The sequence below is a fragment of the Rhodococcus spelaei genome, from assembly GCF_006704125.1.
In the GTDB taxonomy this organism is placed as follows: domain Bacteria; phylum Actinomycetota; class Actinomycetes; order Mycobacteriales; family Mycobacteriaceae; genus Rhodococcus_G; species Rhodococcus_G spelaei.
On record NZ_VIGH01000001.1, the window covers coordinates 91,124 to 117,527 of the forward strand.

The 26,404-nt window shown below is 68.1% G+C and carries 24 protein-coding genes; 6 read left to right on the top strand and 18 right to left on the bottom strand.

Going from position 1 to position 26,404, the window contains the following annotated elements; all coding sequences use genetic code 11:
- Positions 1 to 119 precede the first annotated feature (119 nt).
- Complete coding sequence (locus FK531_RS23020) at positions 120 to 497, bottom strand: cupin domain-containing protein (protein ID WP_220126911.1); 378 nt, start codon at positions 495 to 497, stop codon at positions 120 to 122.
- A 247-nt stretch (positions 498 to 744) separates the two neighbouring features.
- Here FK531_RS23020 and FK531_RS00395 point away from each other — a divergent pair, with 247 nt between their 5' ends.
- A complete protein-coding gene (locus tag FK531_RS00395; protein WP_181762762.1) occupies positions 745 to 999 on the top strand; it encodes a hypothetical protein in 255 nt (84 codons plus the stop codon).
- 101 nt (positions 1,000 to 1,100) lie between these two features.
- Here FK531_RS00395 and FK531_RS00400 read toward each other — a convergent pair whose 3' ends face one another.
- From FK531_RS00400 to FK531_RS00415, 4 genes are all read right to left on the bottom strand, one after another.
- The gene (locus FK531_RS00400) at positions 1,101 to 2,717 is read right to left on the bottom strand and encodes an FUSC family protein (protein ID WP_435530996.1); all 1,617 of its coding nucleotides are present in this window, start codon (positions 2,715 to 2,717) and stop codon (positions 1,101 to 1,103) included.
- A gap of 210 nt (positions 2,718 to 2,927) precedes the next feature.
- Positions 2,928 to 3,143, bottom strand: coding sequence for a PLDc N-terminal domain-containing protein (locus FK531_RS22825; RefSeq protein WP_142094694.1), 216 nt, complete (start codon positions 3,141 to 3,143; stop codon positions 2,928 to 2,930).
- A gap of 16 nt (positions 3,144 to 3,159) precedes the next feature.
- Entirely contained in the window at positions 3,160 to 3,735 is a 576-nt protein-coding gene (locus FK531_RS00410; protein WP_142094695.1) for a DUF2716 domain-containing protein, read from the bottom strand.
- 85 nt (positions 3,736 to 3,820) lie between these two features.
- Positions 3,821 to 4,045 (bottom strand): S1 domain-containing protein, encoded by a 225-nt coding sequence (locus FK531_RS00415; RefSeq protein ID WP_220126912.1) that lies wholly within the window; start codon positions 4,043 to 4,045, stop codon positions 3,821 to 3,823.
- A 389-nt stretch (positions 4,046 to 4,434) separates the two neighbouring features.
- Between FK531_RS00415 and FK531_RS00420 the strand changes: the two genes are divergently transcribed.
- The gene (locus FK531_RS00420; RefSeq protein ID WP_181762763.1) at positions 4,435 to 5,031 is read left to right on the top strand and encodes a DUF416 family protein; all 597 of its coding nucleotides are present in this window, start codon (positions 4,435 to 4,437) and stop codon (positions 5,029 to 5,031) included.
- Between the two features lie 64 nt (positions 5,032 to 5,095).
- On the opposite strand, the gene dnaB is transcribed toward FK531_RS00420, so the two are convergent.
- The 5 genes from dnaB to rpsF all read right to left on the bottom strand — a co-directional run bounded on the left by dnaB (position 5,096) and on the right by rpsF (position 9,961).
- Positions 5,096 to 7,735, bottom strand: a complete 2,640-nt coding sequence (gene dnaB, locus FK531_RS00425) for a replicative DNA helicase (protein ID WP_142094698.1) — start codon at positions 7,733 to 7,735, stop codon at positions 5,096 to 5,098.
- 561 nt (positions 7,736 to 8,296) lie between these two features.
- Positions 8,297 to 8,752: a 50S ribosomal protein L9 gene (gene rplI, locus FK531_RS00430; protein WP_142094699.1), complete on the bottom strand. Its 456-nt coding sequence runs from the start codon at positions 8,750 to 8,752 to the stop codon at positions 8,297 to 8,299.
- Between the two features lie 13 nt (positions 8,753 to 8,765).
- Complete coding sequence (gene rpsR, locus FK531_RS00435; RefSeq protein WP_114720111.1) at positions 8,766 to 9,008, bottom strand: 30S ribosomal protein S18; 243 nt, start codon at positions 9,006 to 9,008, stop codon at positions 8,766 to 8,768.
- A 60-nt stretch (positions 9,009 to 9,068) separates the two neighbouring features.
- A complete protein-coding gene (locus FK531_RS00440) occupies positions 9,069 to 9,590 on the bottom strand; it encodes a single-stranded DNA-binding protein (protein ID WP_142094700.1) in 522 nt (173 codons plus the stop codon).
- An 83-nt stretch (positions 9,591 to 9,673) separates the two neighbouring features.
- Positions 9,674 to 9,961 carry a 30S ribosomal protein S6 gene (rpsF, locus tag FK531_RS00445; RefSeq protein ID WP_142094701.1) on the bottom strand — a complete coding sequence of 96 codons (288 nt, stop codon included), beginning with the start codon at positions 9,959 to 9,961 and terminating at the stop codon, positions 9,674 to 9,676.
- A 188-nt stretch (positions 9,962 to 10,149) separates the two neighbouring features.
- Between rpsF and FK531_RS00450 the strand changes: the two genes are divergently transcribed.
- Positions 10,150 to 11,532 carry a hypothetical protein gene (locus FK531_RS00450; protein WP_246097739.1) on the top strand — a complete coding sequence of 461 codons (1,383 nt, stop codon included), beginning with the start codon at positions 10,150 to 10,152 and terminating at the stop codon, positions 11,530 to 11,532.
- A 12-nt stretch (positions 11,533 to 11,544) separates the two neighbouring features.
- On the opposite strand, the gene FK531_RS00455 is transcribed toward FK531_RS00450, so the two are convergent.
- The 3 genes from FK531_RS00455 to FK531_RS00465 all read right to left on the bottom strand — a co-directional run bounded on the left by FK531_RS00455 (position 11,545) and on the right by FK531_RS00465 (position 16,370).
- Positions 11,545 to 13,107: a glycosyltransferase family 87 protein gene (locus tag FK531_RS00455; protein ID WP_142095282.1), complete on the bottom strand. Its 1,563-nt coding sequence runs from the start codon at positions 13,105 to 13,107 to the stop codon at positions 11,545 to 11,547.
- A gap of 78 nt (positions 13,108 to 13,185) precedes the next feature.
- A complete protein-coding gene (locus FK531_RS00460; protein WP_435530997.1) occupies positions 13,186 to 15,735 on the bottom strand; it encodes a transglycosylase domain-containing protein in 2,550 nt (849 codons plus the stop codon).
- A gap of 209 nt (positions 15,736 to 15,944) precedes the next feature.
- Positions 15,945 to 16,370 carry a DUF5318 domain-containing protein gene (locus tag FK531_RS00465; protein WP_181762764.1) on the bottom strand — a complete coding sequence of 142 codons (426 nt, stop codon included), beginning with the start codon at positions 16,368 to 16,370 and terminating at the stop codon, positions 15,945 to 15,947.
- A 330-nt stretch (positions 16,371 to 16,700) separates the two neighbouring features.
- Here FK531_RS00465 and FK531_RS00470 point away from each other — a divergent pair, with 330 nt between their 5' ends.
- From FK531_RS00470 to abc-f, 3 genes are all read left to right on the top strand, one after another.
- The gene (locus FK531_RS00470) at positions 16,701 to 17,261 is read left to right on the top strand and encodes a PadR family transcriptional regulator (RefSeq protein WP_142094703.1); all 561 of its coding nucleotides are present in this window, start codon (positions 16,701 to 16,703) and stop codon (positions 17,259 to 17,261) included.
- Positions 17,254 to 18,351, top strand: a complete 1,098-nt coding sequence (locus tag FK531_RS00475; protein WP_142094704.1) for an inositol-3-phosphate synthase — start codon at positions 17,254 to 17,256, stop codon at positions 18,349 to 18,351. Before FK531_RS00470 ends, FK531_RS00475 begins: the two co-directional genes overlap by 8 nt.
- A gap of 287 nt (positions 18,352 to 18,638) precedes the next feature.
- Complete coding sequence (gene abc-f, locus FK531_RS00480; protein ID WP_142094705.1) at positions 18,639 to 20,255, top strand: ribosomal protection-like ABC-F family protein; 1,617 nt, start codon at positions 18,639 to 18,641, stop codon at positions 20,253 to 20,255.
- A gap of 88 nt (positions 20,256 to 20,343) precedes the next feature.
- On the opposite strand, the gene FK531_RS00485 is transcribed toward abc-f, so the two are convergent.
- From FK531_RS00485 to FK531_RS00505, 5 genes are all read right to left on the bottom strand, one after another.
- The gene (locus FK531_RS00485; RefSeq protein ID WP_435531006.1) at positions 20,344 to 22,596 is read right to left on the bottom strand and encodes a transglycosylase domain-containing protein; all 2,253 of its coding nucleotides are present in this window, start codon (positions 22,594 to 22,596) and stop codon (positions 20,344 to 20,346) included.
- A 159-nt stretch (positions 22,597 to 22,755) separates the two neighbouring features.
- Complete coding sequence (locus FK531_RS00490) at positions 22,756 to 22,947, bottom strand: hypothetical protein (RefSeq protein ID WP_142094706.1); 192 nt, start codon at positions 22,945 to 22,947, stop codon at positions 22,756 to 22,758.
- A gap of 13 nt (positions 22,948 to 22,960) precedes the next feature.
- Positions 22,961 to 23,842 (bottom strand): carbohydrate ABC transporter permease, encoded by an 882-nt coding sequence (locus FK531_RS00495; RefSeq protein WP_142095285.1) that lies wholly within the window; start codon positions 23,840 to 23,842, stop codon positions 22,961 to 22,963.
- Between the two features lie 143 nt (positions 23,843 to 23,985).
- Complete coding sequence (locus FK531_RS00500) at positions 23,986 to 25,050, bottom strand: carbohydrate ABC transporter permease (RefSeq protein WP_142094707.1); 1,065 nt, start codon at positions 25,048 to 25,050, stop codon at positions 23,986 to 23,988.
- Positions 25,051 to 25,109: 59 nt separating this feature from the next.
- Positions 25,110 to 26,393 (bottom strand): ABC transporter substrate-binding protein, encoded by a 1,284-nt coding sequence (locus tag FK531_RS00505; protein WP_142094708.1) that lies wholly within the window; start codon positions 26,391 to 26,393, stop codon positions 25,110 to 25,112.
- Positions 26,394 to 26,404 lie beyond the last annotated feature (11 nt).

A 26,404-nucleotide genomic window follows, 5' to 3' on the forward strand; every position in this document is an offset into this window, starting at 1 on the left:
CAGGGACCACCGACGTGACGATGACGTCCCCCGACGGCGCCGCCTTCGGGCTGGGGAGCACGTCCGCGTTGTTCACGTCGGCTAACCTACGCATCTGAAAGACCGATTGAGAGGCGCATTCAGATGTCGGGCGACCCGGAGCCCGGCAGCGAACATCCGCCGCGGTCCGAGCAGGTCGCTCGCCCGTCCGCCGAGCAGCAGGAAACCACCGAAGGCCACGGCATAGGCGCTGACCACCCACTGCAGGTTCTGCGCGGAGAAACCGAGAACGCGTGCGGCACAGTCGGCGGAACGGTGAGGAAGCCGCCCTTGCCCACGGTCACGATCTCGTCGTTCACCAGGAATCGCATCGTGCCCTCCAGGACGTAGAACATCTCGGTCGCCTTGGTGTGGAAGTGCGCGGGAGCCCCCGGCGAACCCTCGCGGAACGTCGCCCTGTTCGCGGTGAGGGCGCCGCCGGTCTCGCCCGCGTCGGCGAGCAGACCGATCAGGCTCAACGCGCCATCCTGAACGACCTCAACATTCTCCGGCCGGACCAGGACTGGTGAAACTGGCTGGCTCGCAACGACGTTCATAGCTACTCCCATGCTGCTCGGCCCGGATCTGGCCAGGCTCTCTTGCTGACATCAATGAACCTACGACAGCAAACGACTGTCGATCAGGTGCATTCAGATGCCTACTTCATGGGTCAATTCGGGGATCGAGGTAGTGCGAGGGACTATCGCGGCCGGTTCCTTCGCAGTCGTGGCCGTTCCCCTGAAGATGGTCGACGACATGCCGGCGGAGGAGCTCGCACGCAATGTCGTGCTCGACACCAACAACTACATGGCTTGGCGCGACGTCGATTTCGCGATCATCCACTCGGGCCACAGGACCGAACACGAACTGCGCCATGACCACCTTCCCACTCCAAAGTGGTCAAGGCCGTCACCCACATCCAAGCTCCCCGCGTCACCACCGCGGGCAGACCGGCCGGTGCTCCCGGCCGCCTGGCGCTGAATGCCTCGAGCAACTAGGGCGCGACGCATCCGGGGATCGGAGCCTGGACCTCTGCCGGCATCCGGACTTGCACAGTGCAGGGAACGCCGACGATCCGAGTCCTACCTGGCCCTGTCGGGCAGCCGCGGCGCGGTCAGAATCCGGTAGCCGAGTTCGTGCAGACGACGATGCTCGGGCCAGCGTTCGCGAGTCCATTCGGCATCCGTGTGAGCCGCGGTGATCGCCGCGGTGGTGGAGGCATGCAACTCGAATTCGAGGTCGCGGCGCAGTTCGGGAAGCTCCCCGGCCCCGGTCGTACGGGTGATCCGGGAGATGGTGTCGGAGACCTGCGCGTCCGCGTCGGACAGGATCCTGCGGTGCGCGCGGGGCAGCACGCCCCACAGCACTGCCAGCGCGACACCGACTCCGACCACGGTTTCGACGAAGCGCTCCGAGGCGGCCGCAACCAGGTCGACCGGGGTGCCGAGTACGCCGAGGAGCATCGCGAGCGGCGTGATGAACACCATCGCGAGACTGTAGTTGCGCACCAGGAACGCTTGGATGCCGGCCATCGCCGATGCCAGCACCACGACCAGCACGACCCCGCGCAGATCGAACCACGACAGGCCCACGAGCAGGACGAGCCCGAGCACGGTACCGACGAACCGGTGCGCGGCCCGGTACGTGCCGAGGATCCGGTCGGGTCCTTGGTGCAGGATCATCGCGGCCGTGATCACCGCCCAGTCGGGCCGGCCGAACCCCAACCCGAGTGCGACGGCCCCGGCCACCGGGCCGGCGACGAGCAGCCGCACGACAACGGTCGCCGATCGGCCCCGCGGGTGCGCTGCGCGGACGAGGCGGTAGCGAATCGACGGCCGGCGCAGCGGGATCTGCTGCTGAAGGTCATCCTCGGGGGTCGCCTCGTCGTGATCCACACCGTCGTGATCCACACCGTGCAGCGCGGTGGCGCAGCGCACGTGAGCCACCTGCAGTGTCCGCACCAGCGAATGACCCGACCCGACGAGTCCGGCATCGTGCAGGCACTGCCATGCCGCATGCAGGTCGCGCACCGCAGCCCGGCGGCGCACCGGCGAGTTGTCCTCCAGCACAGCATCGACCGCGGCAACCGCGGCCGCGACCGCCGTCCGCTCCGGAGTGCGCGGCCGGACCAGGACACCGGACATCGCGACCACCAGTGCGGTACCCGCACCGATCGCCGTCCACGCGACGGTCTCCCCAACCGACACCCCGACGGCAGGAAGCGCGGACGCGATCTCCAGTGCCAACACCATCAGGAAGGCACCGGGCGCGCCCAGTCGCAGCGCGTCGACGACGAACGCGCACGCAGCCACCACCACCGACATCGTCAGTACGAGCGCCATCGGCGACAGCGCAGATCCGGCGGATCCGTGCACCCCCGACCCGACCGCAGCACCGATTCCCGCCAACGCGACGAGCACTGCGCCGACGATCGCGACCGTCCGCCAGCGCACGCGGTACGGCCGGCCCTCGCCGTACACGACAGCGAAGGCACCGAGAGTCGCGATCGTGGACACCGCGCCGGCTCCGAGCGCGACGCCGCTGAGCCCGGGCAGGGCGACCGTCACAGCAGCACGCGCGACGCCCGGCCACTGCCGGCCCTGACGCGGCACTGCCAGCATCGCCGACCACGGAGGGGCGGGGGTGGGAATCGGCAGGTCGACGACACTCGTCTGCTGATCGTCGCTACCTCGGGACACGACCGTTCAGATTAGGACGAAGATGATCCGGTACCCGAATCCGCAACCTGTAATGAGGCGCAACTCACGGGGTCGGCGCGGGATATCGGATCCCGTCATCCGGGGAGGCGGTGATCGCCCGCTGGAGTTTCACCATCCGCATTCGCCTTGGTTGGAGGCGTCCCGTTTGACGATCGCTGGACAGGACGGATTCAACGCCGGGAGCCCGAACTAGCCATCGACAGCACGGCGGCGGCGACCGAAGAACCACGCGGACGCGCCCAGCGCTGGGAGCGCGACGATGAGAGCGGACCACCAGAACTTCGATCCCAGACGATCGAGTTGGGACATGAATACCGAAACGAGAGCAGAGACAGTCAGGACCGCCCACTGGGTCACGATGCCCGTTGTGGCGAGGTCGAACCCGAGCGGGATCGTTGGATTCATCTCGATACCGAAACTCCTACCGCTGGCCCGAAGGCGGGGTTTGGTTGCGCTGCACGGAATCTGGCTGTTTGCCGTCGACTCGCTTGACGGGCAGCCATGTCGCGAGGGTGCGAGCAAGTGATCCCAGGAGGCGTTCGCCGTACACGCACAGGGTTTGTTCCCAGGGGTGCCCGAATGTCCCTTCGCTGAGGTCGTCGCGCAGAAAGATGTAGTAGTCCCCGTTGGGGTAGACAGGAACCCGCCACTCGGTGTCACGGGTTGTGGCATGGACTGCCGCGTCGAGTCGGTAGCTGGTGTGCTGCCAGTCCAGCACCACGAACGTCGGGTCCTCAGCGAACTCGGTGACGAAACAGCGCAATGCCTCGGCATTCACCGCATCGAAACGGCTCGACCAGGCGCCCGCGATGTCCGCAGGCGCGGTGAGATCGAACGTGATCGACGGTGTCGGTTCGGCAATCGCCGGCCAGTCCGATGCGGTGACGCCGGGCCGGAACCCGAACCGGTCGGTGAACCGATCCCAGTACCGATTGTCTTCCAGCGTGGTCCAGCCAGGCGGCAGCGGACTGCCGAAGTCGAGCGTGTGCCTCATCATTGCGGCGACCTCCTTCGGCTGCCCCTCGGTCCGATCTCGCCGGGTACCACCTCCGTGAGGTTCATTGCCCGCGGCTTTGCGATCGTCACGGCTCCAACCGCTTTACCCGGGTCGCCCGGAACGAGTATCCGTCCTGCTCCGCCCGCTCCCAGTCGAGATCGACTGTCGCACCGACGGTCAACGCGCGGAATCCGGTCCCGTCGATGTTGCTGAAGTGCGCCCAGCAGCCGCCAGTGGTGTCCGGGGAGTCCAGCACTCCCCACCCCAGCTCGGCGTGCCACTCCCGCACCGTTCCCCTCGTCTGTCCCACGACCATGACGATCTCACGGCATCGGCAAGGAATGACTGTCCGAAACACCCGACTTCGGTACGAAGTTCGTTCATCCGTGGTCCCTCGACAAGCGTCATTCAAGACGATCCACAAACAGAGCGGGACTCCGGCGAGTGAGGCGATCGGATACCTCAGTCAACCGCCATCAACCAGTCGTGGTTACCCGTCCTGCGCACAGCAGCTGTCTAGTTGCTACGAAAACGACGCGACACGCCGCGCTACCTTGCCGAAATCCGGGCATGTCGGCCGAGCCCGTCAATGTAGCTGCGTCACCGGATCATTCGATTCCTGTCGTTCCTCATCGCCGTGCACCTCCGTCCTTCCGCCGCGCCCGTCACGAGTCCTACGACAGCGGTACGGTCCGAGTGATGAATCTTCAGACATATGACGAACTCGCCTTTGGCAAGCGGCTCGCCGCGCTGGACCGTAGGTCGAAGACCGCGTTCGCTGCTTCCTGCGCGGAACGTCTGCTCCCGCTCTTCGAGCGCTATGCGCGCTCGGTGGAAGCCGTGGAGCTGGGATCCCGGCTGGGAGTGATCGTGGCCGCAGCCTGGGAAGTTGCCTCGGGCGTGGAAGCGGATGTTCGGGCGTATCAGGATGAAGCCGGGGCCATGGTTCCCTCGGACGAGGACAGCTGGATTCTCGAGACCGGCTACGGCCAAAACGCCGCTGCTGCTGCGGCGTACGCGGTCGGGACGTGGCTGACCGATGATCCGCAGGAGGCGGCGTTGGCCGCGTACCAGGTCTACGAGCTCGCCGACTACGCGGTGCAACAGATCAACCCGTCACTCGACCTGAACGCTGCTGGCAGCGAGACGCGGATCTTGGCGTCAGGCATCGTCCAGAGCGCGCTCACTGCGCTTGATCGCGCATTGGCTGCTGCCGAATCGGCTCCATCGACCTGGCAGAAGCTCCGTGCAGACGCTGAAGCTGACGGTCAGGAGTGGGCTGGAACGCTACCCTAAGGCTTAGTTAAACCAGCGTCGCGTTTCGCTAGTCCTCACTGCAAGTCGACAGCAGCAACAACACCTACCCCCGCGCCATATCGACGAACCTCGACAGGTGAAGCTGGTGTGCCACAGTGATTGTCGCGGTCGGGCCACCACGATGCTTGCCAAGGATGATGTCCGCCTCGCCACCACGCGGATCGTCCCGCTCGAAGGCGTCGGGCCGGTGCAGCAGCATCACCATGTCGGCGTCCTGCTCGAGCGATCCGGACTCACGGAGGTCGGAAACCATGGGGCGCTTGTCCGTTCGCTGTTCCGGACCACGGTTGAGCTGACAAATGGCGACCACCGGGACCTCGAGTTCCTTGGCCAGCAGCTTCAGCGAGCGGGAGAACTCCGAGACCTCCTGCTGGCGCGACTCGACCTTCTTGCCGGAGGTCATCAGCTGCAGGTAGTCGAGCACGATCAACTTGATGTCGTGCTTCTGCTTGAGCCGGCGCGCCTTGGCCCGGATCTCCATCATGGTCAGGTTGGGGGAGTCGTCGATGAACAGCGGCGCCTCGCTGATCTCGCTCATCCGCCGCGCCAGCTTCGTCCAGTCCTCATCGTTCATCTTGCCCGACTTCATGTCGGAGAGCTTGATCTTCGCCTCCGCCGACAACAGGCGCATGACGATCTCGGTCTTTCCCATTTCCAGGGAGAAGATGACGCTGGCCATGCCGTGCTTGATCGAGCACGACCGAAGGAAGTCCATCCCGATCGTCGAGTTGTGGGTCGGGACCATCGACCGACCGGCCAGGTACAAGTGCTCGGCATTGTCGACCTCGACGCACCGGACAGGCACGCACTCGATCTTGCGCACGTCGGTGATGTACCGCGATCCCGACCGCGACGTGCTGTGACTCGCGCGTCGTTCCTTGTGCAGCAACGCCTTCCGCGTCAGACCGAAGACCTCGTCGTCGGTCGCGAAGGTCAGTGTGAACGCCGTCGAGGAAGCCTCCGTTCGCCCCTTCACACGCTTGGTGCTCATCTGGCATCGGTAGCCGAGTCCGACGATCAACTCCTCGACATCACGAACGAGCCGCTCGCTCGTGACGGCGAACTGCACCGAGCCGCCGTGCGTGACAGTGCCATCGGTGTCCAGCAGTCCGGCGAGCACCGCGCGCCGCTGCGCTTCCGACCCGCGCAGGTACTGGGTCGGAATGTGCTTGTCGTCCAACACTCCAATGGTCCGCAGGCGCGCCCGGACGGTACCGACCTCGTTGCGGCAGGCCTGGCACATCCGCAATCCGATCGACTTACCGCCGCATCGCGGGCAGGCCGGCGCGGGGACCGGATCCGACAGGAACCGCGCCTTGCCGCCGCAGGACTGTCCGCAGGTTCGGACCTCGCTCGTGAAGGGCACGAAGGACTTTCCGCACACGACACAGTCACGGGGCTCGATCGGCTCAGGCGGCGGCAGCCTCAGGCTGTAGCGCAGCGCCGCGGACTCGGACGGTACCGCCACGAGGCCCTCTGCCTCGATCAGCATGATGATCTCGGGGTCGGCGGAGGTGATCTGCGCGGCGGCAGAGGTACCGTCGCCGAGCCACGCACCGAGGGTGTACGGCGGCACCAGCAGATCCTGCTTCGGCAGCTGCAACGGCTTCGTGTTCGACACCGAATGATTGACCCGTTGGTCCGCGGTCGGGCAGTGCAGCGTCGCCGCGATGTCCGCGGTGGTGCGCACCTCCGCGAAGGTGCGCTGGTTCTTGTACCGGTTGTATCCAGTCGCAGCCTGCTGTGCCGACCGCCGCGACGCCCGGGTCTCCGTCAGCCACTGGTGCTGCTCGTCGGCCACCAGGACGGTTCCGTCCGAGAACTCCAGCTCGTAGCAGGGCCGGTCGACCATCACCTCGGTGGTGGCGACGACGGTCGTGGGCTGGCCCTGCGCATCGATGAGCTGGTCGCCGACCCGGACCTCGCCCATCGTCGTCCACCCGGTCGGTGTCGGCAGGGGAGTGTCGAGCGCGAGCGCCTTACCGACACCAGGCCGCGCCGCCACGATGATCATCTGCCCGGGGTGCAGGCCGTTGGTCACCTCGTCGAGTTCGGTGAACCCGGTGGGCACGCCGAGCGAGAGTCCGCCGCGGCTGGCGATGGAGTCGATCTCGTCCATCGTCGGCTGCAGCAGCTCCTCGAGGGGAACGAAGTCGTCGTTGGTGCGGCGCTCGGTGACGTCGTACACCTCGGCCTGCGCGCGGTCCACCACCTCGGCCACGTCCTGGCCCTCGGAGCCGGCGTAGCCATACTGCACGATCCGCGTCCCGGCCTCGACCAGTCGGCGCAGGATCGACTTCTCCGCGACGATCTCGGCGTAGTAGCCGGCGTTCGCGGCGGTCGGCACGGTCTGCGTGAGCGTCACCAGGTACGGCGCACCACCCACGCGGCGCAGCTCACCGCGACGCTCGAGCTCCGCGGCCACGGTCACCGGGTCGGCGGGCTCGCCGCGCGCGTACAGGTCCAGGATCGCGTCGTAGACGTTCTGGTGGGCGGGGCGGTAGAAGTCGCCGGGGCGCAGCCGCTCGAGCACGTCGGCGATCGCGTCCTTGCTCAGCAGCATGCCGCCGAGCACCGACTGCTCGGCGGCCATGTCCTGCGGGGGCTGGCGTCCGAAGTCCTCCCGGGGGGCCTCGTCCGGCTCCGGGTAGTCCGAATGCCCACGATCGTCGACAACCGCCACGCGATAACCGTCCTTTCCGCCAAGTCCCGGACGCGCCAACCGGAGTCCCGGCCCGCGCGTCCCGTACGCAATAGATACGCGCCCACACCGACAACTCCGCGTCGGGGTCCGATCGAGGCTCCCGCGCGGCCGCCGGTGGGCGCGCCCGCGACGACGTTATGCACAGCAACCGCGCGGTACAACACGGCTTGTGTACACAGCTGTGGATGAATTGTGGAATCCCCAGTAGGCGGTTGTTCACCACCTGGGGACAAGCTGAGGATAACCAGGATCACATCTGCACAATCAGCTGGTAGCAGGCCCTTTTTCTGTTCACACGCCTGTGGATGAAAAGTCTTTCGGCGTGTCTTTCCGCACCACGGTCCTGGCGTGTTGCGCATTTCACGTTTCCACGCAATGTGAAATGGCACACAGTGACAATTAACACCAGATGGACGCTCGTTTAGTTGACCGTCACAACGCGCAGGTCACACCCGTGGGCGCGGATCCGCACCCCCTCACAACGCCGTTGGGCCCCCAGACCGGAGTCTGGGGGCCCAACGGTTGAACGGGTCGGTCGGACTAGCCGGCGACGACGTTCAGGTGGAACTTCGCAACCACGTCGGGGTGCAGGTTCACGATCACCTGGTGCTTGCCGGTCGCCTTGATGTGCGCCTTCGGCAGCTCGAGGCTGCGCTTGTCGACCACGGGGCCACCCGCGGCCTTGATGGCGCCGGCGACGTCGGCCGCAGTGACCGAGCCGAACAGCTTGCCCGAGTCACCGGCGGTCTTCACCGTCAGCGACACACCCTCGAGGCCCTCGATCGCGGCCTTGAGCTCCTTGGCGTGGTCCAGGCCGCGCACCGCGCGGGCCTCCTGGGCACGGCGGATGCCGTCGACCTGCTTCTCGGCGCCACGGGTGGCGACGATCGCGAGACCGCGGGGCAGCAGGTAGTTGCGGCCGTAACCGTCCTTGACCTCAACGATGTCGCCGGGCGCACCGAGGTTGTCCACGTCTGCAGTGAGGATCAGCTTCATGTCTTCCCTTTCCTTAGCGAGCCGTCGAGACGTAAGGAAGCAGTGCGACCTCACGCGAGTTCTTCACGGCAACGGCCACGTCCCGCTGGTGCTGGACGCAGTTGCCGGTGACACGACGCGCGCGGATCTTGCCGCGGTCGCTGACGTACTTACGCAGCAGCGTCGTGTCCTTGTAGTTGATCTGCGTGTTCTTCTCTTTGCAGAAGGTGCAGACCTTCTTCTTCATCACCTTGTCGCGCAGCGGCGGCTTCGGCATTGTCCTTCTCCGTACTTCTCAATGTTCGTTCGCGCTCGATCCCGGCGCAGAGAGCTGGGATCAGAACGGGGGTTCGTCGTTTCCACCACCGCCACCGAAGGAGCCGGCCGCCTGCGGGGCGCTGCCCCACGGGTCGTCGCCGCCACCGGCGTTGGCAGCCGGGCGTCCGCCGCCCGAACCACCCGAGGAACCGAATCCACCGCCGCCGCCGCCACCGCGGTTGGCCTTGTTGACCTTGGCCGTGGCGTACTTGAGCGAGGGGCCGATCTCGTCGACCTCGAGCTCGACGACAGTGCGCTTCTCACCTTCGCGAGTCTCGTAGGACCGCTGCTTGAGCCGTCCGCTGACGATCACCCGAGAACCGCGAGTCAAGGACTCGGCCACGTTCTCCGCCGCCTCGCGCCAGATGTTGCAGCGCAGGAACAGCGCCTCGCCGTCCTTCCATTCGTTGGAATTCCGGTCGAAGGTGCGGGGAGTGGACGCGACCGTGAAGTTCGCGACCGCGGCCCCCGCGGGGGTGAATCGAAGCTCGGGATCAGCCGTCAAGTTTCCGATGACGGTGATCACGGTGTCGCCTGCCATGTGGGTTCCTCCTGCAGTGTGTGGAATCCTGTTTGCGCCGAGACTAGGACCAAGTCCCGACAATTACTCGGCGCAGCCAGAAATCACTTGACGTGGCGCAGAACCTTGGTGCGCAGCACCGACTCGTTCAGGCCGAGCTGGCGATCCAGCTCGTTGACGGTGGCCGGGGTCGCGTTGATGTCGATCACCGCGTAGATGCCTTCGCTGTGCTTGGCGATCTCGTAGGCGAGACGACGCTTGCCCCAGACGTCGACCTTGTCGACGGTGCCGCCTTCCTGGCGAACGACGTTGAGGAACGTATCCAGCGAGGGAGCGACGGTGCGCTCGTCCAGGCTGGGGTCCAGGATGATCATCAATTCGTAACGACGCATAAGACCTCATCACCTCCTATGGACTAGTGAAAACGGTCACGGACGATCCGTGACAGGAGGGTCGTTGCGTCAGCAACCTTTGCAGGTTACACGAGCGGCCCCTGACCTGCGAAATCGCCCCGTTTCCCGAGGGTGGCCCGAAACCGGTTCACGGCGCCGCGATCGACCCCAGCCCCTAGTCTGGACCCATGCGGACGAGGGGCTGGGCGAGCACACCTGCGGTGGTCGCGATGACCCTCGCCTGCGGCCTCACACTGGCCCTGGCCTACCTGAACAAGGCCCGGTGTGCGGGCGCCCCGTTCGACGAACTCGGGCGCAGCCTGATCTTCGACCGGATCAAGGACAGCAGCGTCTGCTACTCCGACATCCAGTACCTGTGGATCGGCCGCGACATCGACAACCACGTCTTCCCCTACCTGGACGGGGCGATCAGCAGCGCCGGGCACCTCACCGGCGGGACCGTCGAATACCCGGTACTCAGCGGCCTGCTGATGTGGCTCGGCGCGATCGGTGCCCACAACGACGCGCAGTTCCTGCTGCACTCGGCCCTGATCCTGGTGCCGTTCGGCGTGGCGACCGCCTGGATGCTGGGCCGGCTCGCGGGTCCGCCGGCGCTGCTGTGGTCGCTCGGACCGCCGCTGGTCCTCTACGCCTTCCACAACTGGGAACTGCCGGTGGTCGCCGCCGCCACCGCCGCCACCTTCGTGGTGGTCTACTACCAGCGGATCCCGCTACGCCTGCGCGCCGTCGGGGCCGCGGTACTGCTCGCGGTCGGACTGTGCCTGAAGATCTACCCGGGCATCTTCCTGCTCCCGCTGATCGCCTACGTGTTCACCGGCGGCCTCCGTGGCCAGGAGCTGCCGCCGGGCGTCACCGGGCGCTTCGACCCGAAGGGTGCACTCGCCGTCGCGGGCGCGGCGGTCGCCACCACGGTCGCGATCAACCTCCCGTTCGCCGTCCTCGGCTTCGACGGGTGGCGCGCCTCGTTCACCTTCCAGAGCGCGCGCGAGGCGGACATCACCACCAATTCCGTCTGGTACTGGGGGATCCGGCCGCTGTTCGGCTCGGCCGACGGCCCTGACAGCGCGTACGCCCAGTTCGTCTCGATCGCGTCGCCGCTGCTGATCGCCGCCACCTTCGCACTGGCACTGTGGCTCGGCTACACGCGTTACCTGCGCGAGGGCACCTATCCATGGGTGGTGGTCAGTGCCGCGATGCTCTGCGGATTCCTGTTGCTGCACAAGGTGCATTCACCGCAGTACACCCTGTGGCTGATCCCGTTCCTGGTCCTGATCCGGGTACCGCGGTGGACGATCGTCGGGTACCTGGTGGCCGACCTCGCGATCGGGGTGGGCGTGTTCCGCTACTTCCACGCCCTGTCCACCGGGTCGAACGTGCCCGCGTGGGAACTCGTCGTCCAGTTCGGGGTGTGGGGTCGGGCCGCGCTGCTCGTCGTGCTGTTCGTCGTGTTCCTGCGCGCCCGACCGCGGTGGGAGGACCGGATCACGGCCGACCCTCGCGGACCCGGCGCGACACCGAATCAGGCGCTCGCCACCACCGCCACCGGCTAACCGAAATCAGGTTCAGCCCACCGGGATTCGTGAGGTCGACCACGCCACCGGCCGCCCCGCCGGACGCAGCCGGCGCGGCAACCACGCGGGCTGCGCGTCGTCGGCCCCGTCCAGCACGCCGCCGACCGGGTCGTCCACCCCGCGCGCCCGCACCAGATCCAGCTCCGGACGGTAGATCTGCCGAATCACCACCGCGCACAGCACCAGGACCGCCAGGTCACGCACCACCACCGTCGCGGTGAACCACTGTTCGGGCAGGCCCTTGTTGCCGACGCCGAGGTAGTAGTACATGCGGGGCACCCAGACGAGCGCGTCGATCGTCATCCACGCCAGCAGCAGTCGCCGGTGCGGCAACGCCAGCACCGCCAGCGGAACCAACCACAGCGAGTACTGCGGGCTCCACACCTTGTTGGTCAACAGGAATCCGGCGACCAGGAGGAAGCACAGCTGCGCCACCCGTGGTCGCCTGGCCGCAGTGAGCGCGACGTACCCGATCCCGACGCACACCGCCGCGAACAGCAACAGCGACACCGTGTTCAGGATCAACGGATTCTCTCCCCGCGCCAGCTGCCCGTCGAACCCGTGCCACCCGGTGAAGGAGCTGATCACGTTGTAGACCGAGTCCGGGTCGGCCCCACGCGAGGAGTTGAGCCGGAAGAACTCGCGCCACCCGGACGGGAAAGCCAGCGCGAGAGGAAGATTCACCGCCAGCCAGGCGGCGGCCGCGGCCGCGGCGAGCCGGAACCAGTCGCGCATCCGACCGGCGCGCAGGCACAACACCAGCAGCGGCCCGAGCAGCATGAGCGGATAGAGCTTCGTGGCGCCACCCAACCCGAGCAGCACGCCGGCCAGGACCGGCCGCTTCCGTGCCCACGCCAGTAGCCCCGCACCCGCGAAAGCCGTTGCCAGCGGGTCGAAGTTGGTGAACGCGTGCACGACCACCAGCGGCGACGCGGCAACCAGCGCGGCGTCCCAGATCCGCCTGCCCGCCAGCACCGCGGTCGACCAGATGGTGACCAGCCAGGCCAGCGCGAGCCCGAAGGCGACGACGTTGAAGTAGAGGACCACCTGCAGCGCCCCCGGCAGCCACGGGGTCGCGTGCCAGGCCTTCGCGACATTCATCGCTGCGTACTGGTACAACCCGGCGAGCACCGGGTACTCCATGTACCGCTGCTGCACCGCGCCGTCGGGAGTGGTCTCCTCCCACGACTTCTTGTAGGGGAACGCGCCTTCGTCGAGTCGTTCGGCGCCGTACAGCGGCACCGTGTCCGAGTAGCACAGCGCCGTGTACTGCCGGCTCCCGCTCCAGTCGAGGCCCAGCACCCCGCCGGGACCGTTCGGTGCCTGCTGGATGCACGCGGCCTTCGTCGACCAGCCGAGCCCCAGGAACACCACCGCCAGCAACAGGACGACCCGCAGCGGCGTGAAGAACCGGGCCCGCCCGACCAGCGCGCGGCGCCCGACCGGACCACCGACCACCTCGCTGAGCTGGGCGGTCAGCGGATCCGTGCGGCCGGGCAGGTCCCGCTCGGTGTCCGAGCGCCGGTCCGTCGCCAGCGGGGCGGGTGACGCCAGGAGCAGGTCGTGCGGGCGCGGGTCGTCCCGCGTACTGCCCTCGTCGTCATCGGCCACCCCGGCGACGTTACCGATCGGCTACTGCCCCTGTGCGCGCGGCGCGCCCTGCCGGTTGCCGGGCACTGCACCGGTCCCGTCGTCCTGACCGACGGTCGGCTGTCCGGGTGCCGGACCGGTGTTCGTCGGCGCCGGCGCCTGGGTCGTCGGGGCGGGCTTGATCCCGGGGATCGGGATGGTCACGCCGGGCAGGATCTCCACCGGTCGCTGCGTCACCACCACGGGCGGAATGGTCAGCGGCGAGCCGGTCGTGGTCGGCGGCGCGGTGGTCTTCGGCGGGGTGTACGGCGCGCTGTACGCGGGCACACCGGCCTGGCCGCCGATGGCCTCCGGGGTCGGGAAGCTCTCGACGGGCGTGCCCTTGAGCGCGCCGTCCATCGTGGCCTTCCAGATGTCGGACGGCAGCCCGGAGCCGTACATCAGTCCGCCCGAGCTGTTCTTCAGCGCCACACCCTGCTCCGTGCCGACCCAGACCGCGGTCGCCAGCGACGGCGTGAAGCCCACCATCCAGGCGTCCTTGTTCTGGCCGGTGTCACCGAGCTGCGCGGTGCCGGTCTTAGCCGCGGACGGGCGACCGCCCGCGAGCCCGTGGCCGCGCGAGTACGCGGCGATCGGCTGCATCGCCGCCGTCACGTTGTCCGCCACGGCGGGCTTGATCCGGGTCTCGCCGGGGGTGCTGGTGGCGCCGCGATCGAGCAACACGGTGCCGTCCCCGGTGACGACCTTCTGGATGAAGTGCGGCGCGCGGTAGACACCCGAGTCGGCGAGGGTCGCGTAGGCCGAGGCCATGTCGATCACCCGGGACTGGTACTGGCCCAGGACGATTCCGTTCTCGGAATGCCCGGTCGACTCCTGCAGGCTGGTGCCGGCGACGCCGGGGATCTGCTCGGGGATGCCCGCCTTGTGGGCCATGGCGGCGATCTTGTCCGGGCCGTTCTCGATGGAGAGCATCTGCCGGTAGAAGCTCGTGTTCAGCGACCGCTTGAGCGCCTCGGCGATGGTGCAGGTGCCGCAGGACTCGCCCTCGGCGTTGGTGATGGTGACGCCGCCGAGGGTGAGCGGACCACTGTCGTACATCTTCGACAGCGGGATGCCCTGGTCGAGCGCCGTCGCGAGGCCGAACACCTTGAACGAGGAACCGGTCTGCAGGCCGGCCTGAGCGAAGTCGTACCCGGCACCGTCGGTTCCGCCGTAGTACGCCTTGACCCCGCCGGTCTTCGGGTCGACGGAGACCACCGCGGTCCGCACCTCGGGCTTCTCGCCCTCCATGTTCTTGGTCACCGCGTCGACCGCCGACTGCTGCGCCTGCGGGTCGATCGTCGTGGTGATCTGCAGGCCCTCGGTGTTGAGCACCTGCTCCTTGATGCCGTTGGCCTCGAGCTCCTTGACCACCTGCGCGCGGATGAGCCCGTTGGTGCCGCTGCCCTGGCTGCCGTTGTCGACCTCCGAGAGCGGGACGACGTGCGGGTACTTCTGCCCCGCACGCTCGTTCGCGTTGAGCGTCTTGGCGCTGACCATGCCGTCGAGGACGTAATTCCAGCGCGACTCGGCACCGGTCGGGTTGGTCGACGGGTCCAGCCCGTAAGGCTGCTGGATGGTCGCCGCGAGGACTGCACCCTCGGCCACCGTCAGCTGCTCCACCGGCTTGTCGAAGTAGGCCTTCGACCCCGCAGCGATACCGAACACGCCACGCCCGAAGGGAATGGTGTTGAGGTACGCGGCGAGGATGTCGTCCTTGGACCACTGCCGCGCCATCTTCGAGGAGATCACCAGCTCGCGCATCTTGCGGGTGATCGAGTGCTCGTTACCGACCAGCGCGTTCTTGACGTACTGCTGGGTGATCGTCGAGCCACCGCCCGCACTGTCCTTGCCGAGCACCTGGTCGCGCGCGGCGCGGGCGAAGCCGGACACCGAGAAGCCGGGATTGGTGTAGAAGTCGCGGTCCTCGGCCGAGAGCACCGCGTTGCGCACGTGCAGCGGGATCTGGTCGACCGTCACGTCGGTGCGGTTGCCCTCCGGCGGCACGATGGTGCTGAGCACGCTGCTGCCGTCGCTGGCGTAGATCGTCGCGACCTGGTTCGTCTTGATGTCGCCCGGCTTGGGCACGTCCTCGGCCATGTAGGCGACCATGAACGCCAACAGCGGGAGCACCAGGCCCAGCGCCACCAGGCTGTACAGGGTCCGGCGCACGATCTTCCACCTGCTCGACTTGGTTTTCTTCGGCTGCTTCGGAGGCTGCCCGCCGGACGATCCGCCCGAACGAGGAGCCGACGGCGGCGGGCCGGCAGGCGGTCGGCCACCGGGACCGGACGGTCCGCCGGGTCCTCGGCTACCGCCCTGCGTCTGCCGGGTTGCCTGATCGCCGCCCTGCGTCTGCCGGGTTGCCTGATCGCCGCCCTGCGCGGGCCGGGGCGCCTGTCCGCCACCCTGCGGCTGGCGGGGCGGTTGCCCGTACTGCGGCTGACGGGGCGCCTGGCCGTACTGGCCGGGCGGAGGTCCACCGGCTCCTGGCCGGGGACCCTGCGGCGGCATGCCCGGACCGGGCCGGGCGCCGGGCGGCGGTCCCTGCATAGGGCGGGGCGGCTGCCCCCCTACGGGCCGACCGGGCTGTGGGTACCCGCCCGGCCGTCCGGACGGCGGCGGACCGCTCGGCCGGGCTGGTCCGGTGGGTCGTCCGCCCGGCTGGTTGTTGTAAGGGGAACTCACGTACGAATCTCCAGTGTTCGCGTAGACACGGCTGTGTCACTTGGTTCAGGCAGGATCGGTGCTGTCGGTCGGGCTCACTCGCTCGCGGTGCGTCGGCTCGGGGAGCGCGGGGACCGGGTCCGGGCCGGCTTGGGTGCCGGCACCGATCCGAGTACGTAGGACTGCACCAGGTGATTCCAACTGCAGGTTCGGCAGACCTCGACGACGTGCACCGAGAACTCCTCCTGGGTGGTCGCGAGGCGGACCAGTTCCTCCGAGGTGCGCGCCGAGCCCGAGATCGCCCCGAGCTTGTCGCCGAACACCCACGAGACAAGGGTGAGCTGTTCCTTCCTGCAGATCGGGCAGGTCACCTCGGACGGCCTGCCGTGGAACTTCGCTGCGCGCAGCAGGTACGGGCCGGCGTCGCACACCTGGGCGACACCCGTCCGGCCGGAGAACACCTCGGCCAGCAGGGATCGCCGCTGAAGCGCGTAGTCCACCACCTGCCGCTGCAATCGCACGTGACCAGAGTACGTGGGCAAGTCCGCGCAGTCTCGGATCGGACGGGGGTTCCGCCGCGACACGCCGCACTCGAACCTGCGGGTTTGCGGTTCGCCGGCGTGACGATCCCCACACGCGCGGTCGGCGATGCGCGCCGCCTTCGTCGAGTCCGGCGCGACACGCCGAGGCCCGGGACCGAAGGGATGTCCGACGACTTCGATCCGCCACACACCGGGCTGTGACACCGTGTCACAGCTAACTCCGATAGAAGTGTCGCCGTATATATCGCTGCGATATAGTTTGGCATCGCATCAATGCGTTAGGTTCGGACGACTCGGGAGGTGGACGCGATGCTCGAACTGGCAATTCTCGGGCTGCTCCTCGAGTCGCCGATGCACGGATACGAGCTGCGCAAGCGGCTGACCGGACTGCTGGGCGCCTTCCGCGCCTTCTCCTACGGCTCGCTCTACCCGACGCTGCGCAGGATGCAGGCCGACGGATTGATCGCCGAGGACGCCGGTCCGACGGGCACCGTCAAGCGACGCGCCCGCCGCGTGTACGAGCTGACCCCAGCGGGACGGCAGCGGTTCGCTGAACTTGTTGCCGACACCGGTCCGCAGAACTACACGGACGACGGTTTCGGTGTCCACCTCGCCTTCTTCAGTCGCACCCCAGCCGAAGCGCGGATGCGAATTCTCGAGGGCAGGCGACGCCAGGTCGAGGAGCGCCGGGAGGGCCTCCGTGACGCGGTGGGGCGGGCGAGCAGTTCGCTCGATCGCTACACCCGTCAGCTCCATCAGCTCGGACTCGAATCGAGTGAGCGCGAGGTGCGCTGGCTCAACGAGCTGATCGCGGCCGAGCAAACATCAACAGCAGCACCCAAGAAAGAAGGAGAACCCGACCATGGGTGAGAACAGCACCGCGGTGCGCGTGGCCATTGTGGGCGTGGGGAACTGTGCCTCGTCCTTGGTCCAGGGCGTTCAGTACTACAAGGACGCGGACGAGACCGCCACCGTCCCCGGCCTCATGCACGTGAAGTTCGGCCGGTACCACGTCCGCGACGTGCAGTTCGTCGCCGCGTTCGACGTGGACGCCAAGAAGGTCGGGTTCGACCTCTCGGAGGCGATCCTCGCCAGCGAGAACAACACCATCAAGATCGCGGACGTGCCGCCGCTCGACGTCCCCGTCCAGCGCGGCCCGACCCTCGACGGCATCGGCAAGTACTACGCGCAGACCATCGAGCTCTCCGACGCGGAGCCGGTCGACGTGGTCGCCGCCCTCAAGGCCGCCGAGGTCGACGTGCTGGTGTCCTACCTGCCGGTGGGCTCCGAAGCCGCGGACAAGTTCTACGCGCAGTGCGCGATCGACGCAGGCGTCGCCTTCGTCAACGCCCTGCCCGTGTTCATCGCCTCCGACCCGGAGTGGGCCGCGAAGTTCAAGGACGCCGGCGTCCCGATCGTCGGCGACGACATCAAGAGCCAGGTCGGCGCGACCATCACCCACCGCGTGATGGCGAAGCTGTTCGAGGACCGCGGCGTCGTGCTGGACCGCACGTACCAGCTCAACGTCGGCGGCAACATGGACTTCAAGAACATGCTCGAGCGTGAGCGCCTGGAGTCCAAGAAGGTCTCCAAGACCCAGGCCGTGACGTCGAACCTCACCGGTTCGCTCGCCGGCAAGGTCCACGACCGCAACGTCCACATCGGTCCCTCGGACTACGTGGAGTGGCTCGACGACCGCAAGTGGGCATACGTGCGCCTCGAGGGCCGTGCCTTCGGTGACGCCCCGCTGAACCTGGAGTACAAGCTCGAGGTCTGGGACTCCCCGAACTCGGCCGGCATCATCATCGATGCCGTCCGCGCCGCGAAGATCGCCAAGGACCGCGGCATCGGCGGACCGGTCTACCCGGCCTCCGCCTACCTGATGAAGTCGCCGCCGATCCAGATGGCCGACGACAAGGCTCGTGCCGACCTCGAGGCCTTCATCATCGAAGCCGAGTAACCACGAACACCACGACTGTGGCGGTGGGTGAGTCCGAGGACTCGCCCACCGCCACAGTCGTTTCCGGTCCACCCTCCCTGGAGGTCGGCGGGTATATCGGTGGACGACACCGGTCCGCCACGCTACCCTGGTCGGCATGGGCACACTGAATTCCTAGATCGGGACGCCGCGTCGAGCACGCTCCGCGGCGAGTCCTGAGCGCACGCAACCACTTTCGTCACCAGTGGGCGTGCGAGGACTCCTTCCTCTCGATCACCCGGACCCGGTCCGGGGCAAAGGACCGCACCATGCCCGTCCCCCAATTCTCCCTTCGTTCTGCCTCCAAGCGATTCGGGGACCGCCTCGTTCTCGACTCGGTGGACCTGTCGATCGCCCCAGGCGAGAAGGTCGGCGTCGTCGGCGACAACGGATCCGGCAAGTCGACTCTGCTCGCACTGCTCGCCGGATGCCTACCTCCCGACAACGGCGAGGTCCGGGTCGTCGCACCCGGTGGCATCGCCCACGCCGCGCAGTCGCTGGACCTGCCCGGCGACCCGACGGTCGCCGCCGCGATCGACCACATCCTCCGCGACGTGCGCGCGATGGAGGCCCGGATCCGTGCCCTCGAAGCGCGGCTGGCCCGCGTCGACGCGGTCCGGCTGGATCCGCTGCTCGCCGAATATGACGATGCGACCACACTTTTCGAGAGCATCGACGGCTACGCGGTCGACGATCGGGTGGAGGTGGGCCTGCACGCACTCGGCCTGCCGCACCTCGACCGGTCACGCCGGCTCGGCACCCTCTCGGGCGGCGAGCGGGCCCGGCTGGCGCTCGCCACGAGCCTGGCGTCGAATGCCGAACTGCTGCTGCTCGACGAGCCCACCAACGACCTCGACGACGCGGCCGTCGCGTGGCTCGAGGAACGTCTGGTCACCCACCGCGGAACAGTGGTGGCGGTGACCCACGATCGCGAGTTCCTGGCTCGCCTGACGCCGGTGATCCTCGAGGTCGCCGACCGGGGGATCCGGCGCTACGGGGACGGATACGACGGCTACCTCACCGCCAAGGCAGCCGAACGTCGTTCGCGGCTACAGGAATACGAGGAATGGCGGCTCGAACTCACCCGCAGCGAGCACCTCGTCTCGGTGAACGCCTCGCGGCTCGAGTCGATCCCGCGTAAGCAGGAGAAGGCGGGCTTCGGACACGGGGCCTTCCGCGCACGCGGACGCGACCACGGGGCTCGAGGACGAATTCGTAACGCCAAGGAGAGAATTCAACGCCTCATCGAGGCACCCGTCGAGCGACCCGCGGATCCGCTGACCTTCACGCCGTCGCTCGCGCGGGAGACCGGCAGTGCCTCCGACGGGCCGATCGTCCGACTGCACGACGTGCGCGTCGGGTCGCGGCTGTCCATCCCCGACCTCGAGCTGCACCCGGGGAGCCGACTGCTGGTGACGGGTCCGAACGGCGCGGGCAAGACCACGCTGCTGCGGGTGATCGCGGGCACGCTCGTGCCCGACAGCGGCGAGGTGCGCGCGCCGGCGCGCGCCGGCTTCCTCCGGCAGTCCGGCGGCGCCTGGCCCGCGGGGGAGACACTCACGCAGGCCTTCGCCGCCCACCGGCCGGGATATCCGGAGGACGCAGCCGCGGAACTGCTCTCGCTGGGCTTGTTCCGGCCCGACGACCTGCACCGGCCGCTGGCGGATCTGTCCTTCGGGCAGCGGCGACGCCTCGAGGTGGCGCTGCTCGTCACCTGCGGCGCCGACCTGCTGTTGGTGGACGAGCCGACCAACCACCTGTCACCGGCGCTGGCCGAGGAACTCGAGGACGCGCTGGACGCGTTCGCGGGCACGGTCGTCCTGGTCACCCACGACCGGCGCATGCGGCAACGGTTCCGCGGTCACCGGCTCGCCCTCCCGCTGTGATGAACGGGGGGTTCATGTGCGAGATCCGCCGACCGGCGGGTCACACGCGAACCCCCGTTCAATGCTCGTGGTGAAAGGGGCGGTCAGGTCAGCCGGGCAGCGGAATGACCACGCCCGGAAGGATTTCCACGCTGCGCGGCGGGGGAGCCGGGGCGGGCGCGACCGGGGCCGGCGGGGGAGCCGGGGCGGGCGCGACCGGGGCCTCGGGCGACGCGGCAGGAGGGACCGGGGCCGCCGGCGTGCCGCCCGTGCCGGCACCGGTGCCCGTGCCCGTGCCCGTGCCGGTGCCCGTGCCGGTGCCCGAAGCCGAAGTGCCGGTGGTGCCGCCGGAGTAGGTCGGAACGCCGGCCTGACCACCGATCGGTTTCGGCCACGGGAAGGACTCCCAGTCGGTGCCCTGGAGCGCGCCGTCCATCGTCTCCTTCCAGATGTCCGACGGCAGACCCGACCCGTAAATCGGTCCACCCCAACTGTTCACGAGCGCCTGCGACTGTTCCGTGCCCACCCACACCGCGGTGGACAGGGAGGGCGTGAACCCGACCATCCACGCGTCCTTGTTCTTGCCGGTGTCGCCGAGCTGTGAGGTGCCCGTCTTGGCGGCGGAGGGGCGGCCACCCGACAGACCGTGCCCGCGCGAGTACGCCGCGATCGGCATCATCGCCTGGGTGACGTTGTCGGCAACCGCCGGATCGATCCGCTGTTGACCCGGATCCGGCGCCCGGTCCAGCAGCACCCGGCCATCGGCGGTGACCACCCGCTGCACGAAGTGCGGCGTCCGGTACACACCCGACGCGGCGAACGTCGCGTACGCGGAGGCCATGTCGATGACCCGGGTCTGGTACTGGCCCAGCACGATTCCGTCCTCCGGCGGGCCGCCGTCCTGACTGAGGCTCTCGCCCGCCACACCTGGTATCTGCGTGGGGACCCCGGCCCGGTGCGCCACGTCGGCGATCTTCTGCGGGCCGTCCTGCAACGACCTCGTCATCCGGTAGAAGCTGGTGTTCAGCGAGCGCTTGAGCGCCTCGGCGATGGTGCAGGTGCCGCAGGACTCGCCCTCGACGTTGGTGATCGTGACCCCGCCGACGGTGAGCGGGGCGCTGTTGAACATCGTCTGCAGGCCCTGGCCGTCCTCGAGCAACGCGGCCAGACCGAACACCTTGAACGACGAGCCGGTCTGCAGCGGCGACTGCGCGTAGTCGAAACCGGCCCCGTCCGCGCCGCCGTAGTAGGCCCGGACACCACCGGTGTGCGGGTCGATGGAGACCACCGCAGTGCGCAACTCCGGCGGTTCACCGTCCAGGGTGGTCCGGACGGCGTCGAGCGCGGCCTCCTGCGCCTTCGGGTCGATGGTCGTGGTGATCTGCAGGCCCTCGGTGTTCAATTCCTGCTCGCTGATGCCCGCGGCGGCCAGTTCCTTGAGTACCTGGGTCCGAATCAGCCCCTCCGGGCCCCGCGCGGCATTGGCGTCGACGAGTTGCGACAGCGGCAGCACCGGCGGGAAGGTCGCCGCGGTCCGGTCCGCGGAGCTCAGTGCGCCCATCGACACCATGCCGTCGAGGACGTAGTTCCACCGCGACTCGGCACCGGCATGGTTTGTCTCGGGGTCGAGCGAGGTGGGGCTCTGGATCACCGCCGCGAGCACCGCCCCCTCCGCGACCGTCAGCTCGCCGACCGGTTTGCCGAAGTACGCCTTCGAGGCGGCCGCGATGCCGTAGGCACCTCGGCCGAAGTAGATGGTGTTGAGGTACGCGGCGAGGATGTCGTCCTTGGACCACTGCCGCGCCATCTTCGAGGAGATCACCAGCTCACGCATCTTGCGGACCACGTTGCGGTCGGCGCCGACCAGGGTGTTCTTCACGTACTGCTGGGTGATGGTCGAGCCGCCGCCGGCGCTGTCCTTGCCGAGCAGGTTGTCGCGGGCCGCTCGGGCGAACCCGGACAGCGAGAAACCGGGGTTGGAGTAGAAGTTGCGGTCCTCGGCGGAGAGCACCGCCTGCTGCACGTGCTGGGGAATCTCCTCCAGCTTCACCTCGGTGCGGTTCCCCTCGGGCGGAACCACTCTGGTGATCGTCGAGCCGTCCGAGGCGAAGATCGTCGCGACCTGGTTGGTCCGCATGTCCGACGGTCGGGGCACCTCCGCGCGCCAGTACCCGACCGCGAACACGGCCGCAGGCACGACGATCAGCAGCAGCACCAGCGCTGCCGCCGCCCACAGCAGCTTCCGTCGCCTGCGTCGGGGCGGCTTGCCCGGCGGCTCCCCGCCCGACGTGACGTCCGGTCCACCTCCCGACGTCGACGGGGGGTCTCCGACCGACCCCGCGGCGGGCGCCCCTCCCGCCAGCGGACCACCACCGCCCGGGTCGTCCGGGGGCGTGGATGGTTCCGAGGTCGCGTCGGAGGGGGAGCTCACATGCAGTCTCCTGATCGGTCAGAAGAAGAAAGGTCTCTCCCGCATCCTCACATCACGCGACACCGAACGTCCATCCGAAACGCCGAACGTTCACCGAGCCCTTCGCCAGGCCCTGACCGCCAGCGCGAGCGCCGCCGCACAGCCGAGCAGGACCAACGACGGCGTCACGCCGGGGTTGCCGCGCACGATGCCCGCCGCGGCGGCGACGAAGACCACGACGGTGAAGAAGCCGAGCAGCCCGATCAGCATCTCGAGCTGCTGTCGCCGCCGAGCCCGGTTCACCGGCCGCCCACGCTCACGACTTGACGCCACCCGCGGTCAGGCCCGACACGATCCGACGCTGGAACAGCAGCACCATGATCACCAGCGGGATCGTCACGATGGTGCCCGCCGCCATGATCGCCGCGTACGGCTGCTCCCACGAATTCGCGCCCGCGAAGCGCGCGATCGCCACCGTCACCGGCTCGGTCCGCTCCGTGGACAGAAGGCTGGCCAGCATGAATTCGTTCCAGGTGGCGATGAACGCCAGGATCGCGGTGGTGAACAGTGCGGGCGCGGCCAACGGCATGATCACCAGCCGGAACGCCTGGCCTCGCGAGGCACCGTCGATCCGGGCCGCCTCCTCGAGTTCCCATGGCAGGTCCGCCAGGAACGAGGTCAGGGTGTAGATGGTCAGCGGCAGCACGAACGAGATGTTCGGGATGATCAGCGCCTGGTACTGCCCGATCCAGCCCAGATTGCCGAACAGCTGGAACAGTGGCGTCACCAGCGCGATGGTCGGGAACATCGACGCACCGAGGATGATGCCGGTGACCACGAACTTGCCGCGGAAGTCGATGCGCGCCAACGCGTACGCGGTGAACACGCCGAGCAGCAGGCCGACGGCGGTGGTGACCGCGCCGATGATCAGGCTGTTCACGATCGCGCCGAGGAAGTCGTTGCCCTTGTCCGTCGACAGTGCCGCGCGGAAGTTGTCGAGGGTCAGGTACGTCGGCCACGGCGTTGTGTCGAAGGTGTGCTCGGAGTTGCGGAACGCGGTGACGACCATCCAGTAGAACGGGGCCAGGCCCCACGCCAGGATGAAGATCACCCCGATGTAGTTGCGAATCGCCGGACCGACGCTGCGGCGGCGGACACGTTCGGTCGCAACTGCCGCCGGGGGCACGGTCTCCTCCATCACGGACACGGTCGGGAACACCACCGTCTCGAGTTGGTCGTTGCGGCGGTACTCGACCACGCTCGGGGCGGAGTCGAGGTGCGTGTCGGCGGCGGTGTCGTGGTGCTCGTCGTCGATATCGTCGGGCTTGCGGTGCCGTCCCATCAGTGATCGCCCCCCTTCCGCTGCGCGTCCTGGGTGCGCACCGCGTTGGCGCCGAGGAATTTCACCATGATGTAGGCCACCGCGAAGATCATCAGGAAGATCAGCGTCGACAGGGCCGACGCGCTCTGGATCTGGTCCTGGCGGATGCCGGCGACCGCCAGGATGGACACCGTCGTGGTCGGCGTGGCACCGCTGGTGCCGGCGAGGATCGCCGGCAGGTCGTACATGCGCAGCACGTCGAGGGTGCGGAACAGCACCGCGACCATCAGCGCCGGCTTGACCAGCGGCAAGGTGATGGACTTGAACCGCTGCCAGGCGGTGGCACCGTCGACGCGCGCCGCCTCGTAGATGTCCTGGGGGATCATCTGCAGGCCCGCGAGGATGAGCAGGGCCATGAACGGCGTCGTCTTCCAGACGTCGGCGATGATGACCGCGAACCGGGAGGCCCACGGATCGGTCGTCCAGCCGATCGAGGTGCCCAGGAGCCGGTTCGCGATGCCGTTCTCGGCGAAGATGAAGAACCACAGCTTGGCGGTGACCGCCGTCGGGATCGCCCACGGGATCAGGACGCTGGCCCGCAGCACCGAGCGGCCGACGAAACTGCGACTCATGACGGTCGCCATCCACAGCCCGAGGAGAACCTCGATGGACACGGTGACGACCGCGAAGAAGAAGGTGATGCCGACCGCGGGCCAGAAGTCCGAGCCGAGGGTTCCGGGCGGGCAGGTGCCGGCGCCGGAACCGCAGTTGCCGGTCAGCCACATCAGGTAGTGGTCGAAGCCGGCGAAGCCGCCTTCGACGAAGCGGCCGGTGACCGGGTCGACGCCCTTGTCGCGCTGGAACGACAGGTACACCGCGCGTAGGACCGGGTACACGATGACGACGGCCAGGATCACCATCGTCGGGGCGATCAGCCACACCGCCCGGAAGTCGCGCTTCCGTTTGGGGGCGCGCGGGCGGTCCGGTGTGGGACCGTCCCCGACGGGGACGTCGCGGCCGGAGTCGATCACTCCGGCCGCGACGGCGCCCTCGTCGGCTGGCCTCGGCTCGGCAGAGTCAGCCATCGTTGTCTACCTGGTCCTCGTCTCGAATGGATCTGCCGAACCGAACGGGCCGGTCGGTGTTACTTGGCTGCCTGCGTGATCGCCGCGGACATGTCGGCCACCGCCTGGTCGACGGTCGCCTTCCCGGTCAGTGCGGCGGTCGCGTTGTCCTGGATGGCCTTCGAGACTGCGCTGTAGTACGGCGTGACCGGACGCGGCTTGGCGTTCTCGAGCGCCGTCTTGAGCACCGGCAGGTAGGGGTACTTCGCGACCAGCGCGGCGTCGTCGTAGACCGACTTCAGCACCGGCGGGAATGAGGCGTTCGCGAAGGAGACCTGGTTCTCCTGGTTCTGGATGAACGCGACGAAGTCCCGCGCGGTGGCCTTGTTCTTGGAGAAGACGTTGATGCCGTCGTTGTAGCCGCCGAGGGTGGACGCACCCGGGCCGGTCGGTCCGACGATCGGCGCGACCGCGAACTTGCCCTTCACCGCGGAACCGTCCTTCTCGGCGTTGGTGAACATGTACGGCCAGTTGTAGGCGTACATCGACTCACCGCCGACGAATGCGAGGTTGGTCTCCTCCTCGGTGAAACCGGTGGAGCGCTTGGCGATCTGGCCGCCGGTGTAGGCGTCGACCATGGCCTGAAGCCCGGCCTTGGACTGCGGGGACTCGACCTCGGGGGTCTTGCCGTCCGGTCCGACGACGGCGCCGCCCCACGAGTTGATGAACTGGGTGGTGTTGGCGGTCAGGCCCTCGTACTGCTTGAGCTGGGTGACCAGGCAGTCCTGGACGCCCTTGGCCTTGGCGACCGAGCAGCTGTCGGTCAGCGCCTTCCAGTTCGCGGGAGCGGCCGGGGCCAGGTCGGTGCGGTAGTACAGCAGCTGGGCGTTGGTGTTCTGCGGCGCGGCGTACAGCTTGTCGCGGTACGTCGCGGTCGCCACGGTCGCGGGAAGCAGACCGGAGGTGTCCAGCGCGAGCGAACCTTCCAGCGGCTGCAGCCAGCCGTTCGCGGCGAACTCCGCGGTCCAGACCACGTCGAGCGCCATCACGTCGTAGTCGTCGTTGCCGGCCTGCAGCGACTGCACCAGCTTGTTGCGCTGGTCGTCGGCCTCACCGGGGAGCTCCTTGAGGGAGACCTTCTCGTCCGGGTGGGCGGCGTTCCACTTCTCGATCACCGGCTGCAACTTGTCGGTGTCGTTCTTGCCCATCGCGAACGAGATCGCGCCGCGACCGTCGAGATTCTTGCCTGCCGCCTCGTCGACGCTGCCGCCGCCGTTGCTGCTGCTCGAGCACCCGGCGAGCGCGAGCAGCGCCACGGCAGAGGCCGCCACCGCTACGCGTGAACGCGTGTTGAAGGAACGCATGGTCCACCTTT

What these genes read in the sequence shown, in the direction of transcription:
- FK531_RS22825 (WP_142094694.1), bottom strand. Translation starts at nt 3,143, where the DNA reads ATGAATCCAACGATCCCGCTCGGGTTCGACCTCGCCACAACGGGCATC.
- FK531_RS00410 (WP_142094695.1), bottom strand. Translation starts at nt 3,735, where the DNA reads ATGATGAGGCACACGCTCGACTTCGGCAGTCCGCTGCCGCCTGGCTGG.
- FK531_RS00420 (WP_181762763.1), top strand. Translation starts at nt 4,435, where the DNA reads ATGAATCTTCAGACATATGACGAACTCGCCTTTGGCAAGCGGCTCGCC.
- rplI (WP_142094699.1), bottom strand. Translation starts at nt 8,752, where the DNA reads ATGAAGCTGATCCTCACTGCAGACGTGGACAACCTCGGTGCGCCCGGC.
- rpsR (WP_114720111.1), bottom strand. Translation starts at nt 9,008, where the DNA reads ATGCCGAAGCCGCCGCTGCGCGACAAGGTGATGAAGAAGAAGGTCTGC.
- FK531_RS00440 (WP_142094700.1), bottom strand. Translation starts at nt 9,590, where the DNA reads ATGGCAGGCGACACCGTGATCACCGTCATCGGAAACTTGACGGCTGAT.
- rpsF (WP_142094701.1), bottom strand. Translation starts at nt 9,961, where the DNA reads ATGCGTCGTTACGAATTGATGATCATCCTGGACCCCAGCCTGGACGAG.
- FK531_RS00450 (WP_246097739.1), top strand. Translation starts at nt 10,150, where the DNA reads ATGCGGACGAGGGGCTGGGCGAGCACACCTGCGGTGGTCGCGATGACC.
- FK531_RS00460 (WP_435530997.1), bottom strand. Translation starts at nt 15,735, where the DNA reads ATGCAGGGACCGCCGCCCGGCGCCCGGCCCGGTCCGGGCATGCCGCCG.
- FK531_RS00470 (WP_142094703.1), top strand. Translation starts at nt 16,701, where the DNA reads ATGCTCGAACTGGCAATTCTCGGGCTGCTCCTCGAGTCGCCGATGCAC.
- FK531_RS00475 (WP_142094704.1), top strand. Translation starts at nt 17,254, where the DNA reads ATGGGTGAGAACAGCACCGCGGTGCGCGTGGCCATTGTGGGCGTGGGG.
- abc-f (WP_142094705.1), top strand. Translation starts at nt 18,639, where the DNA reads ATGCCCGTCCCCCAATTCTCCCTTCGTTCTGCCTCCAAGCGATTCGGG.
- FK531_RS00495 (WP_142095285.1), bottom strand. Translation starts at nt 23,842, where the DNA reads ATGGAGGAGACCGTGCCCCCGGCGGCAGTTGCGACCGAACGTGTCCGC.
- FK531_RS00500 (WP_142094707.1), bottom strand. Translation starts at nt 25,050, where the DNA reads ATGGCTGACTCTGCCGAGCCGAGGCCAGCCGACGAGGGCGCCGTCGCG.
- FK531_RS00505 (WP_142094708.1), bottom strand. Translation starts at nt 26,393, where the DNA reads ATGCGTTCCTTCAACACGCGTTCACGCGTAGCGGTGGCGGCCTCTGCC.